The sequence below is a fragment of the Streptomyces sp. NPDC056128 genome (assembly GCF_042263835.1).
In the GTDB taxonomy this organism is placed as follows: Bacteria; Actinomycetota; Actinomycetes; order Streptomycetales; family Streptomycetaceae; genus Streptomyces.
In genome coordinates, this window is sequence record NZ_JBHJVQ010000009.1 from 19824 (window position 1) to 32509 (window position 12686).

The 12686-nt window shown below is 70.4% G+C and carries 8 protein-coding genes and 5 tRNA genes; 7 read left to right on the plus strand and 6 right to left on the minus strand.

The window, feature by feature from the left end:
* Positions 1-39 precede the first annotated feature (39 nt).
* The 5 genes from ACFC1X_RS19315 to ACFC1X_RS19335 form a co-directional block, all read right to left on the minus strand.
* Positions 40-115, minus strand: a tRNA-Lys gene (locus ACFC1X_RS19315).
* Between the two features lie 108 nt (positions 116-223).
* Positions 224-1759 carry an amino acid permease gene (locus ACFC1X_RS19320; RefSeq protein WP_376355219.1) on the minus strand — a complete coding sequence of 512 codons (1536 nt, stop codon included), beginning with the start codon at positions 1757-1759 and terminating at the stop codon, positions 224-226.
* Between the two features lie 116 nt (positions 1760-1875).
* Positions 1876-4017: a DEAD/DEAH box helicase gene (locus ACFC1X_RS19325; protein ID WP_376355221.1), complete on the minus strand. Its 2142-nt coding sequence runs from the start codon at positions 4015-4017 to the stop codon at positions 1876-1878.
* A gap of 235 nt (positions 4018-4252) precedes the next feature.
* A complete protein-coding gene (locus tag ACFC1X_RS19330; RefSeq protein ID WP_376355223.1) occupies positions 4253-4801 on the minus strand; it encodes a hypothetical protein in 549 nt (182 codons plus the stop codon).
* 136 nt (positions 4802-4937) lie between these two features.
* The gene (locus ACFC1X_RS19335; RefSeq protein ID WP_064728673.1) at positions 4938-5288 is read right to left on the minus strand and encodes a metallopeptidase family protein; all 351 of its coding nucleotides are present in this window, start codon (positions 5286-5288) and stop codon (positions 4938-4940) included.
* A gap of 71 nt (positions 5289-5359) precedes the next feature.
* Here ACFC1X_RS19335 and ACFC1X_RS19340 point away from each other — a divergent pair, with 71 nt between their 5' ends.
* The 7 genes from ACFC1X_RS19340 (at position 5360) to ACFC1X_RS19370 (ending at position 12016) form a co-directional block, all read left to right on the plus strand.
* Complete coding sequence (locus tag ACFC1X_RS19340; protein WP_376355225.1) at positions 5360-6922, plus strand: metallophosphoesterase; 1563 nt, start codon at positions 5360-5362, stop codon at positions 6920-6922.
* A gap of 80 nt (positions 6923-7002) precedes the next feature.
* Positions 7003-7075 (plus strand) — tRNA-Glu (locus tag ACFC1X_RS19345).
* A 34-nt stretch (positions 7076-7109) separates the two neighbouring features.
* Positions 7110-7184, plus strand: a tRNA-Asp gene (locus ACFC1X_RS19350).
* A gap of 24 nt (positions 7185-7208) precedes the next feature.
* Positions 7209-7282: transfer RNA gene (locus ACFC1X_RS19355), tRNA-Phe, on the plus strand.
* A gap of 108 nt (positions 7283-7390) precedes the next feature.
* Positions 7391-11335 (plus strand): ATP-dependent RNA helicase HrpA, encoded by a 3945-nt coding sequence (hrpA, locus tag ACFC1X_RS19360; RefSeq protein WP_376355227.1) that lies wholly within the window; start codon positions 7391-7393, stop codon positions 11333-11335.
* A 107-nt stretch (positions 11336-11442) separates the two neighbouring features.
* Positions 11443-11517, plus strand: a tRNA-Asp gene (locus ACFC1X_RS19365).
* Between the two features lie 304 nt (positions 11518-11821).
* Positions 11822-12016, plus strand: a complete 195-nt coding sequence (locus ACFC1X_RS19370) for a DUF6274 family protein (RefSeq protein WP_125492939.1) — start codon at positions 11822-11824, stop codon at positions 12014-12016.
* Between the two features lie 429 nt (positions 12017-12445).
* Here the strand turns inward: ACFC1X_RS19370 and bldC are convergent, their stop codons facing one another.
* A complete protein-coding gene (gene bldC / locus ACFC1X_RS19375; protein WP_003949541.1) occupies positions 12446-12652 on the minus strand; it encodes a developmental transcriptional regulator BldC in 207 nt (68 codons plus the stop codon).
* Positions 12653-12686 lie beyond the last annotated feature (34 nt).

The window sequence follows — 12686 nt, forward strand, 5'->3', positions numbered from 1 at the left end:
CCCCAGCTCAGTCTTGCTGTGAGCTGGGGTCCGGCCGACTGGTAGGCCCTGTGGGACTCGAACCCACAACCAATGGATTAAAAGTCCACTGCTCTGCCAATTGAGCTAAGGGCCCAGGGGGTGCCGCGCGGTGCTGCGTGATGTTGCCACACCGAGCATAGCCCGACGTGGCCGTGACGCCGATCGGGTATCCCGGTCACGGCCGCGTCGGGGGCGGCGGTGGCTACGGGTCCACCGGCTCGGGGGCGTTCGCGCGGGCGGCCGCGCGGGCGCGTGTGCGGGCGTGGTCCGGGTTGAGGAACCAGTGGCGGGCCGAGGCCAGCCACCAGGTCGCCGCGAAGCCGAGGACGACCAGGACGGCGATCGGCGCGTAGTTGAAGGTCTCCCAGGTGACCGGGGAGACCTGCGGCAGCATGAACAGGACCGTGATGACGCCGACCCACGCCACCGCGACCACGCCGATCGCCCGGGACCAGCGGCCCAGGTGCCACGGCCCCCGCTCGAAGGCCTCGCCCTTGCGCAGGCGCAGCAGGGTCGGGATGACGTAGGCGATGTAGAGGCCGATGACGGCGATCGACGTCACCGCCGCGTACGCCGTGACGTTGATCAGGTACGGCAGGCCGAGGGCCAGCGCGGACAGGGCCGCCAGCCAGACCGCCGCGACCGGCGTGCGGGTGCGCGGGTTCACGGTGTGCCAGACGTGGGAGAAGGGCAGCGCGCCGTCGCGGGAGAAGGCGTAAATCATGCGGCTGTTCGCCGTCACCGACGCCATCCCGCAGAAGAGCTGCGCCCCTATGACGACCAGGAGGAGCAGCTTGCCCGCGGTGGCGCCGAGCGCGTCCAGGAGGATCTGGGCGGGCGGCGCGCCGGTCGGGGACGTGAGGGCGCCCTCGTAGGACTGGATGGCGAAGGTGAAGCCGAGGAGGAGGACGAAGCCGGCGATCCACGACGTCCAGATGGAGCGGACGATGCCCTTCGGGCCGGCCGTGGACGCGTCGTGCGTCTCCTCCGTCATGTGGGCGGAGGCGTCGTAGCCGGTGAAGGTGTACTGGGCCATCAGCAGGCCGATCAGGACGACGTAGACGCCGCTGCCCCAGCCGGTGTTGTTGACGAACTCGCCGAAGACGAACGACGCCGACTGGTGCCGGTCGGGGGCGAAGGTCAGCGCGCCGACGATGACCGCGACGCCGAGGACGTGCCACCAGACGCTGACGCTGTTCAGCAGGCCGACGATGCGGACGCCGAAGGTGTTCAGCAGGCCGTGCAGGACGAGGATGGCCGCGAAGAGCAGGATCGTGCGGCCCGGTGTGACCTCGAAGTCGAACTGGAGGTTCAGGTACGCGCCCAGGAAGGACGCGGCGCCGAAGTCGATGCCGGCGGTCACCGCGACCTGGCCCAGCACGTTGAACCAGCCGGTGAACCACGCCCAGGCCGCCGCCGTACGGGGCGGCGCCAGGCGGTGCGCCCAGAAGTACAGGCCCGCCGAGGTCGGGTACGCCGAGCAGATCTCGGCCATCGCCAGGCCGACGAAGAGGGTCATCAGGCCGACGGCGACCCAGCCCCAGGTGATGACGGCGGGGCCGCCCGTGTTCATGCCGAAGAGATACAGGGTCAGGCAGCCGGAGAGGACCGAGATGATGGTGAAGGAGACCGCGTAGTTGGAGAACGCCGACATGCGGCGGGCCAGAACCTGGGTGTAGCCGAGCTGGGCCAGCCGTTCCTCGTCCGACAGCCCACTCACTTTGGCGTCATCTGTCATGCCCCCAGCAATTCCCTTGGGGCGGGCGTGACATGCGTCACCACGTGGCCGAAATGGGAGCGCCGTGGCCCCCACCCGTCAGGGCAGGGGCCACGGCGCGTACGGACGTTCAGGCGTCAGCCGTTGCGCTTCCAGCGGGGCTTGTCGTCACGGCGGCCGAAGGACGAACCGGACGAACCGCGGTGGTCGTCACGGCGGCCGTACGGGCGGTCGTGGCCGCCGGAGCGGAAACCGGGACGGTCGCCCTGGCGGTCGCGGTTGAACGGGCGGTCGCTGCCGCGGTGTCCGCCGCGCTCACCGCGGTCGTCGCGGCGGAAGCCGCCACGGTCGTCACGGCGCTCGAAGGAACGGCCACCACGGTCGTCACGGCGGTCGTCGCGACGGAAGCCACCACGGTCACCGCGGTCACCGCGGTCGTCACGGCGCTCGAAGGAGCGCCCGCCCCGGTCGTCACGGCGGTCGTCGCGGCGGAAACCGCCACGGTCGTCACGACGCTCGAAGGAACGGCCACCACGGTCATCGCGGCGGTCGTCACGGCGGGAACCGCCACGGTCGTCACGACGCTCGAAGGAACGGCCACCACGGTCGTCACGGCGGTCGTCGCGACGGAAGCCACCACGGTCACCGCGGTCGTCACGGCGCTCGAAGGAACGGCCACCACGGTCATCGCGGCGGTCGTCACGGCGGTCGCCGCGGTCGGCGAAGCGGTCGCGGCCGGCCGAGGCGACGCGCTCCGGCTTCTCCACCTTCTCCACGTCGCGCGCGCCGGGCTGCTCGGGCAGCGAGACCTCGGTCGCGGCCGCGGCCACCTCGGCCAGCACCGTCTCCGGGTCCTCGCCCCGCTCGCGCGCGACCCTGGCGACCAGGCGGTCCGCGTCCTCGCGCAGCTCGGTGGCGCGGCGCTGGGCGCGCTCCAGCTCCTTGGTGAGCTGGGCGACCTCGCGCTCGGCCTGCTGCGCCGCGTTGCCCGCCGACTCGGCCTGGACCTCGGTCATCGACCGGGCCCCGGTGATCTCGGCGACCTCCGGCTCGAAGGCCGCGCCGCCCTGGATGATGTGGCGCGTGGCGTCGACGCCCGCGTCCTCCATCAGCCGGAAGATCTGGCGGCGCTGGTGCGGCAGGGAGAGCGAGACCACGGTGCCGGTGCGGCCGGCGCGGGCCGTACGGCCGGCGCGGTGCAGGTAGTCCTTGTGGTCGCCGGCCGGGTCCACGTTCAGGACCAGGTCGATGCCGTCGACGTGGATGCCGCGCGCGGCGACGTCGGTGGCGACCAGGACGTTGACGTAGCCGTCCTTGAAGTCGGCCAGGGTGCGGGTGCGCGCGCCCTGGGTCATGCCGCCGTGCAGCGCGTCCGCCTTGGCGCCCGCGTCGCGCAGCTGCTCGGCGACGCGGTCGGCGCCCAGCTGGGTGCGGACGAAGATGATGGTGCGGCCCTTGCGGGAGGCGATGGCCGCGGTGACCGGCGCCTTGTCCTTGGGCTTCACGACCAGGATGTGGTGCGACATGGTCGTCACGGCGCCCTGGGCGGCGTCGACCTCGTGGCTGACCGGCTTGTCCAGGTACCGGTCGACCAGGGTCTTGATCTCGTTCTCCATGGTCGCGGAGAACAGCATCCGCTGGCCGCCCGCCGGGACCTGGTCGAGCAGCTCGGTGACCTCGGGCATGAAGCCCAGGTCGGACATCTGGTCGGCCTCGTCGAGAACGGCGATCTGCACGTTCTCCAGGGAGCAGGCGCCGCGGTTGATGATGTCGCGCAGCCGGCCCGGGGTGGCGACCAGGACGTCGACGCCGCGCTCGAGGGCGTAGATCTGGTTGCCCATCGAGGTGCCGCCGCAGACGACCTTCATCTTCAGGCCGAGGACGTCGCCGTACGGCTGGAGCGCGTCGGCGACCTGCATGGCCAGCTCGCGGGTCGGGGTGAGGATGACGGCGCGCGGCTTGTGCTTCTCGGTGCGACCGCCGGCCAGCGTGGCCAGGGTCGGCAGACCGAAGGAGAGGGTCTTGCCGGAGCCGGTGCGGCCCCGGCCGAGGATGTCCTTGCCCGCCAGCGCGTCCGGAATGGTCGCGGCCTGGATGGGGAAGGGGGTGGTCACGCCGTTCTGCGCGAGCTTGCGCACGACGCCCTCGGGCAGGCCCAGCTCGGCGAAGGTCACCTCGGGGGTCGCGGGGGTGTCGGCGGCCTCTACGGCCTCCGTCGCGCCCTCGACGCCTTCGGCGTTCTCGGGCATGACGGCGTGATCGGTACTGGTCATGGACATGCGAATGCGAAACCTTCCGGAGTCTCTCGTCGGCACGCGCCCGTCAACTCCGTGAATCGCGATTCGCAATACGACCGCCTCAATGCGGTCCACCACGGCAGGGGGAGAGAACGCGCCACACGGCGCGCTCTGCGGTGGCGCCGGGCAAATGGGATCAAACGATCTACCACCATACGCACCTCACACCCCCGAAGGCAAACCGGCCCGCAATGCCCAGGTCAGCCGGGGGATGCGGCTAGGCCGGAGCACCGGCCGCGGGTGCCGGTTCCCGCTGCGCGAGCTGGGTCCCCGGCGGTTCGTGCGCGGACGAGGAGGGCTCCGCCACCGTCGGCTCCGGGGTCGGGGTCGTCGGCGGCTGCTCGGTCGGCGTCGGCTCCGGCTCCACGGTCCGGGAGGGCTCCGCGGGCGGCGTCCAGGTGGGCCCCGGCCCGTCGCCCCCGCCCTTCGGCGGCGGGGTCCCGGGTCCGCCTTCCTTCGGCCGCTCGGGGGCGGACCCGCCCTTCCCCTTCGCGTCCCCGGCCTTCCCCTTGCCGTCGCCCTTGCCCCCGCCCTTGGCCCGCTTCCCCTTGCCGTCCCCCTCGTCGCCGGCCGCCGCGCCGTGTCCGGCGCTCCCGCCCGGGCCCGCGGGGCCGCCCTCGGGCGCCTCGCCGCCCCGCTCCCCGGCGGAGTGCGACGGCCTGACGCCCCCTCCGGACTCGTCGTCGCCGACGCTCATGCAGCCGGTGGCGGCGACGACGACCATGGCCGTGGCGGCCAGACGGACGGGTACGTACAAGGGGCGCACGGGCGGCCACCTCCGGGGTTCAAGGAGTCGCCGTGCCCAACTCCCTTCACCCACAAGAGGACACGCGCCCGGCGAGGCGGACTTGACCCGAGCGCGTCACCCGTACCCGGAGACGTTCACCCGCACCCGAGTACGTTCACCCGTACCCGAGCGCGTGCAACCGCTCGTCGTCGATCCCGAAGTGGTGCGCGATCTCGTGGACCACCGTCACCTCGGTCTCCGCCACCACGTCCTCACGCGTCTCGCAGAACCGCAGCGTCGGCCCCCGGTAGATCGTGATCCGGTCCGGCAGCACCCCCGCGTACCACTCCCCGCGCTCCGTCAGCGGCGTCCCCTCGTACAACCCGAGCAGCTCGGGATCCTCCGCCGGCGGCTCGTCCTCGACGAACACCGCGACGTTGTCCATCAGTCGCGTCAACTCCGGCGGAATCCGGTCCAGCGCCTCGGCGACCAGTTCCTCGAACTCCTCGCGCGTCATCTCCAGCACAGACCCATTGTCGGGTACGACCATGCGGTACGACCCGCATATCCGCCCGCGGCCATGGGCATACGGGACCAATGGCCCGCGTCCCAGCCGCAGCCCCGCACGCCTTGGCCCAGGTGATGAACTCCATCCGCAACGCCCCGCGCGCCCTCACCCGCCGGCTCCGCGCCCGCCGGACGCCCACCGCCACACCCGAGCTGGCCGCCCGCCCCCGGCCCTGGACCCGCGCCGTCGGCCTCGTCGCCGTCGTCCTGCTCGGCGCCTGGCTCGGCCTGCTGGTCGTCGGCAACGTCCGCGTCCCCGTCGGCCCCATGAACACGACGATGACGCTGCGCCCGTCCGTGACCGGCGGCACGAAGATCAACGTCTCCCCGCTGGGCGCCCTCCAGCTCGACAGCCACATCGCCCCGGTCCGCCTCGACGTCAACGTCGACCAGCTCGACCCCGACCGCGCCCAGGCCCTCGTCGACCACCCCGAACGCCTCTCCGGCCTCCAGGACGAGGTCGCCCACGACGTCGAACACGGCACCCTCGACCTCGCCGTCCGCTCCTGCGTCGCCGTCGTCACCGGCGCCACCGCCCTCGGCCTCGCCGTCTACCGCCGCCCCCGGCGCGCCCTGGCCGCGGGCGGGCTCGCCCTCACCCTCCTGGTCGCCTCCGGCGGCACCGCCTACGCGACCTGGAACCCCGACTCGGTCCTGGAACCCAGGTTCTCCGGCCTGCTCTCCTCCGCGCCCTCCCTGGTCGGCAACGCGCGCAGCATCGTGACCGAGTTCGACGTCTACCAGAAGGAACTGGCCCGCCTGGTCACCAACGTGACCAAGCTCTACGACGTCACCTCCACGCTCCCCGCCTACCAGCCCGACCCGACCACGATCCGCGTCCTGCACGTGTCCGACATCCACCTCAACCCGGCGAGCTGGAAGATCATCGCCTCGCTGGTGGAGCAGTACAAGGTGAACGTGATCGTCGACTCCGGCGACACGATGGACCACGGCACCGCCGCGGAGAACGGCTTCCTCGACCCGATCGAGGACCTCGGCGCGCCGTACGTGTGGGTCCGCGGCAACCACGACTCCCGGGAGACCCAGAAGTATCTGCGGAGCCTGAAGAACGTCCACGTCCTCGACGACGGCCGGGCCCGGAACGTCGCGGGCCTGCGCTTCGCCGGCATCGGCGACCCGCAGTTCACCCCCGACCGCTCCAAGTCGGACGGGGCCGAGGCCTCCCAGGAACTGGCCGGCGCCCGCCTGGCCTCCGCCCTGCGCGACCAGAGCGCCGCCGGCACCCCCGTGGACATCGCCATCGCCCACGAGCCGTCGGCCGCCCGCGAGGTCGACGGCGCGGTGCCGCTGGTCCTCGCCGGCCATCTCCACCGCGAGGACATGGAGGTCATGAAGTACGGCACCCGTCTGCGCGTGGAGGGCTCCACCGGCGGCAGCGGACTGCGCGCGGTCGAGGGCAAGTACCCCGACCCGATCCAGGCGTCCATCCTCTACTTCGACCGGGACACCCGGCGTCTCCAGGCCTGGGACGAGATCAAGCTGGGCGGTCTGGGCCTGACGACGGCCGAGGTCAGCCGCCACCTCCCCAAGGAGAACCAGCCGGGCGCCACCCCCTCCCCCAGCCCCTCGTAAACCGTTTTGGCGATACCTCCCGCCATCCCATATGCTTCTCACGTCCCCGACGCGCTGCGAAGCGCCCAGGCGGGCCGATAGCCCTCATCGTCTAGCGGCCTAGGACGCCGCCCTTTCAAGGCGGTAGCACGGGTTCGAATCCCGTTGGGGGCACGCAGTACATGTGCGACACTGTCGTACGAAGCTTGGTCCTGTGGAGCAGTTTGGAGTGCTCGCCACCCTGTCAAGGTGGAGGCCGCGGGTTCAAATCCCGTCAGGACCGCTGAGGTTTCACGTGAAACCTCACGGCTGGGTAGCTCAGTTGGTACGAGCGATCGCCTGAAAAGCGATAGGTCGCCGGTTCGACCCCGGCCCCAGCCACATACAACCCCCGTCGAGATCATCGACGGGGGTTCTGTGTTGCCCGGACGTCGCCCGGACGGAAATCGTTCGCCAGGTTTTTCCCGGGGATGAGATCCTGGAACCCGTATGTCTACGCATCCCGCCCCCGCCCTCGGTACCCTCGCGCCCCGGCTGGCCGAGCTGTCACTGCGCGACGCGCACCGGCTCGGCCGGCGGCTCGAAGGTGCGCGGAAGATCCGTAAGCCCGAGGCGCGCGCCGCCGTTCTCGCCGAGATCGAGACGGAGGTGGCCAAGGCCGAGCAGCGCGTCGGGGAGCGCCGGGCGCGGGTCCCCGTCGTCAGCTACCCCGAGCAGCTCCCGGTCAGCCAGAAGAAGGACGAGATCGCGGCCGCCATCCGTGATCACCAGGTGGTGATCGTGGCGGGCGAGACGGGCTCCGGCAAGACCACCCAGATCCCGAAGATCTGCGTCGAGCTGGGCCGTGGCGTCCGCGGCATGATCGGGCACACCCAGCCCCGCCGGATCGCCGCACGCACCGTCGCCGAGCGGGTGGCGGACGAGCTGGACACTCCGCTCGGGGAGACGGTCGGCTGGAAGGTCCGGTTCACCGACCAGGTGAATCCGGAGTCCACCTTCATCAAGCTGATGACGGACGGCATCCTGCTCGCCGAGATCCAGACCGACCGCGAGCTGCGCGCCTACGACACGATCATCATCGACGAGGCCCACGAGCGGTCCCTCAACATCGACTTCCTGCTGGGGTACCTCGCCCAGCTGCTGCCCAAGCGGCCGGACCTGAAGGTCGTCATCACGTCGGCGACCATCGACCCGGAGCGCTTCTCGCGGCACTTCGGTGACGCGCCGATCGTCGAGGTCAGCGGGCGGACGTACCCGGTGGAGGTGCGGTACCGGCCGCTGCTGGAGGAGGACCGCGACGACGCCGACCGGGACCAGATCACCGCCATCACCGACGCCGTCGAGGAGCTGATGGGGGAGGGCAAGGGCGACATCCTCGTCTTCCTCTCCGGTGAGCGGGAGATCCGGGACACGGCGGACGCGCTGGAGAAGAAGAAGTACCGGTTCACGGAAGTACTGCCGCTGTACGCGCGGCTGTCGCACGCCGAGCAGCACCGGGTGTTCCAGCAGCACACCGGGCGCAGGATCGTTCTGGCCACCAACGTCGCCGAGACGTCGCTGACCGTGCCGGGCATCAAGTACGTGATCGACCCCGGTTTCGCCCGGATCTCGCGGTACAGCCACCGCACCAAGGTGCAGCGGCTGCCGATCGAGCCGATCTCGCAGGCCAGCGCCAATCAGCGCAAGGGCCGCTGCGGGCGGACCAGCGACGGCATCTGCATCCGGCTGTACGGCGAGGACGACTTCGAGGCGCGCCCGGAGTTCACGGACGCCGAGATCCTGCGGACCAACCTGGCCTCCGTCATCCTGCAGATGACCGCGGCGGGCCTCGGCGACATCGAGAAGTTCCCCTTCATCGACCCGCCGGACCACCGCAACATCCGCGACGGCGTGCAGCTGCTCCAGGAGCTGGGCGCGCTGGACCCGGCGCAGAAGGACGTACGCAAGCGGCTGACGGACACCGGCCGCAAGCTGGCCCAGCTGCCCGTGGACCCGCGGCTGGCCCGGATGGTGCTGGAGGCCGACAAGACCGGCTGTGTCCGCGAGGTCATGGTGATAGCCGCCGCGCTGTCCATCCAGGACCCGCGGGAGCGGCCGTCGGAGAAGCAGGCCCAGGCCGACCAGCAGCACGCCCGCTTCAAGGACGAGACCAGCGACTTCCTCGCCTTCCTCAACCTGTGGCGGTACGTCCGCGAGCAGCAGAAGGAGCGGGGTTCGTCGTCCTTCCGCCGCATGTGCAAGCAGGAGTACCTCAACTTCCTGCGGATCCGCGAGTGGCAGGACATCTACTCGCAGCTGCGTACGGTCGCCAAGCAGATGGGCATCCACCTCAACGAGGAGGACGCCCCCGACGACCGCGTGCACGTCTCCCTGCTGGCCGGACTGCTCTCCCACGTCGGCATGAAGGACGTGAAGGAAGGCGCGAAGAACGAGTACCTGGGCGCCCGGAACGCCAAGTTCGCGATCTTCCCGGGGTCGGCGCTGTTCAAGAAGCCACCGCGGTTCGTGATGTCCGCCGAGCTGGTGGAGACCTCCCGGCTCTGGGCCCGGGTCAACGCGAAGATCGAGCCGGAGTGGGTGGAGCCGCTCGCCGAGCACCTGCTCAAGCGCACCTACAGCGAGCCGCACTGGGAGAAGGACCAGGCGGCGGTGATGGCGTACGAGAAGGTCACGCTGTACGGCGTACCGATCGTGGCGCAGCGCAAGGTGAACTACGGGCGGATCGACCCCGAGGTCAGCCGCGAGCTGTTCATCCGCAACGCCCTGGTGGAGGGCGACTGGCGGACGCACCACAAGTTCTTCGCGGACAACCGCCGGCTGCTCACCGAGGTCGAGGAGCTGGAGCACCGGGCGCGGCGCCGGGACATCCTGGTGGACGACGAGACGCTGTACGACTTCTACGACCAGCGGGTGCCCGAACACGTCGTCTCGGGTGCGCACTTCGACTCGTGGTGGAAGCACAAGCGGCACGAGCAGCCCGACTTCCTCGACTTCGAGCGCGAGATGCTCATCAACGAGAAGGCGGGGGCGGTCACCAAGGACGACTATCCGGACTCCTGGCGGCAGGGTCCGCTGAAGTTCCGGGTGACGTACCAGTTCGAGCCGGGGGCGGACGCCGACGGCGTGACGGTGCACGTGCCGCTCCAGGTGCTCAACCAGGTCACGGACGAGGGCTTCGACTGGCAGATCCCGGGGCTGCGGGAGCAGGTGGTCGTGGAGCTGATCCGGTCCCTGCCGAAGCCGATCCGGCGCCACTACGTGCCGGCCCCGAACTACGCGCAGGCGTTCCTGGACCGGTCGGTGCCGTTGCAGGAGCCGCTGACGGTGACCATGGCGCGGGAGTTGAAGCGCATGGTGGGGGTGCCGTTCGACGCGGAGGACTTCGACTGGGCGAAGGTCCCCGAACATCTGCGGATCACCTTCCGGATCGTCGACGAGCGGCGCCGCAAGCTGGCCGAGGACAAGGACCTGGAGGCGCTGAAGCTCCGGCTGCGGCCGAAGGCGCGCAAGGCGCTCTCGCAGGCCGCGGCGGCCACCGCGGAGCGCAGCGGCGGTGAGTCGGTGGAGCGTTCGGGTCTGACGGACTGGACGATCGGGACGCTGTCGCGGGTCTTCGAGACGCGGCGGGCCGGACAGCCGGTAAAGGCGTACCCGGCGCTGGTCGACGACGGCGACACCGTCTCCGTGCGGCTCTTCGACACCGAGGCCGAGCAGGCGCAGGCGATGTGGAAGGGCACGCGCCGGCTGATCCTGCGCAACATCCCGGTCAACCCGGCGAAGTTCGCCTCCGAGAAGCTGACCAACCAGCAGAAGCTGAACCTCTCCGCGAACCCGCACGGTTCGATCCAGGCCCTGTTCGAGGACTGCGCGACGGCCGCGGCGGACAAGCTGATCGCGGACTTCGGGGGCCCGGCGTGGGACGAGGAGTCCTACCGGAAGCTGTACGAGCGGGTCCGCGCGGAGATCGTCGACACGACCGTCCGCACGGTGGGCCAGGTACAGCAGGTGCTGGCGGCCTGGCAGGCCTGCGAGCGGCGCCTGAAGTCCGTACGGAGCCCCGCGTTGCTGGCGAACCTCCAGGACGTACGGGGGCAGCTGGACGCGCTGGTGAAGCCCGGCTTCGTCACGGAGGCGGGGATCAGGCGGCTGCCGGACCTGATGCGCTACCTGGTCGCCGCCGACCGGCGCCTGCAGCAGATGCCGACCGGTGTGCAGCGGGACACGTCGCGCATGGAGAAGGTCCACGAGATGCGGGACGAGTACGCGTGGCTGCTGGAGCAGCTGCCGCAGGGCCGGCCGGTGCCGCAGCAGGTGCGGGAGGTCCGCTGGATGATCGAGGAGCTGCGGGTCAGCTATTTCGCGCACGCGCTGGGCACGGCGTACCCGGTCTCCGACAAGCGGATCGTGAAGGCGATCGACGCGCTCGCGCCGTAGCGCCCGGCCCGTAACGGGGCCTGTGCGGAGGGTGAGTTCGACCCGGGCGCAACCCTCCTGTACAGTCTCTTCTCGCAGCGCAACGCAGAAGAAGCGCCGCGAAACCTGGTCCTGTGGAGCAGTTTGGAGTGCTCGCCACCCTGTCAAGGTGGAGGCCGCGGGTTCAAATCCCGTCAGGACCGCAACAGAGAAGGGCCCGCACCGATCGGTGCGGGCCCTTCTTCTTGCTCCGCGCACCACTCGCCACCCTGTCAAGGTGGAGGCCGCGCCCGCGGCGCAGCCGCCATCGGGTACAGCAAATCCCGTCAGGACCGCAAACAAGAGGCCCGCACCGTCTGGTGCGGGCCTCTTCTCATGTCTGCAGCCTCGTTCCACCCCACGACCCCCAGAGGCCCTGGGCGCCCCTCTCCCGGCCTTGACGGCGTCACATTCGCTCGGTACTTCAAGAAGCAGGGAACGTCCCGTGTGCGGCCCCGGAGGTGGCGTATGGCGGCATCGGTCAGGCACGAGACACGGGCCCTGCTCCGCGCGCATCTGTCGGCCGCGTCGTCGTACCGTCACGCGACGCGCCACTGCGCGATCTGCCACCGGCTGTTGCGCCTGGCGCTGGACGCTCCGGGGCCACAGTCTCCGACCGGACGTCAAGAGGGCCTCGAGGACGAGAGCGTGCCCGTGGCGTGATCCACGGAGGATCCCAACACCCTTGCCACGCAGACCTCCTGGAAGCGATGCCTCCACTAGCGCACGGGCAGGTCGGCCAACAACCACCGCGTCGTGTGACGGGTGTCACCGCATGAGTTTTTGAAACCGTGGCACTTACGGCTCCCCTACAACTGGTCAATTTAATATGTGCAATTGCACTGGCTCTCGCAGTGCTCGCACAGCCGATCCGACACCCCTCCCCAGACTCCGACAAGGCCGCTCACAGAACCGGCCCGGCCTCGTCCCGGCGCACAGGGCCGGACACAAAAAGATCGCGCTGGACCCGGCGGAGTCCAGCGCGATCAACGACGCACCCCTGTTGGGGCAGGAACGGCGTCGCTTGGAGCTGTGGTTCCGAGCGCCTCGACAGGTTGGGGGACCTGCCGTTTTGCCCGGTTATTCAGTTGTTCAGGCCTCGCTGCGCTGCTGCGGAATGCCCGCGAGCAGAGCGCGGACCTCGGCTTCGCGGTAGCGGCGATGCCCGCCGAGCGTGCGGATCGACGTGAGCTTGCCGGCCTTCGCCCAGCGCGTGACCGTCTTCGGGTCGACGCGGAACATGGTGGCGACCTCAGCCGGGGTCAGCAGCGGCTCGGCATCAGGGGTGCGAGCGGTCATGAGCGGCCTCCTCGGGAGAACCGAACCTTCTCGG

What these genes read in the sequence shown, in the direction of transcription:
- ACFC1X_RS19320 (WP_376355219.1), bottom strand. Translation starts at nt 1,759, where the DNA reads ATGACAGATGACGCCAAAGTGAGTGGGCTGTCGGACGAGGAACGGCTG.
- ACFC1X_RS19325 (WP_376355221.1), bottom strand. Translation starts at nt 4,017, where the DNA reads ATGTCCATGACCAGTACCGATCACGCCGTCATGCCCGAGAACGCCGAA.
- ACFC1X_RS19340 (WP_376355225.1), top strand. Translation starts at nt 5,360, where the DNA reads ATGGCCCGCGTCCCAGCCGCAGCCCCGCACGCCTTGGCCCAGGTGATG.
- hrpA (WP_376355227.1), top strand. Translation starts at nt 7,391, where the DNA reads ATGTCTACGCATCCCGCCCCCGCCCTCGGTACCCTCGCGCCCCGGCTG.
- ACFC1X_RS19370 (WP_125492939.1), top strand. Translation starts at nt 11,822, where the DNA reads ATGGCGGCATCGGTCAGGCACGAGACACGGGCCCTGCTCCGCGCGCAT.
- bldC (WP_003949541.1), bottom strand. Translation starts at nt 12,652, where the DNA reads ATGACCGCTCGCACCCCTGATGCCGAGCCGCTGCTGACCCCGGCTGAG.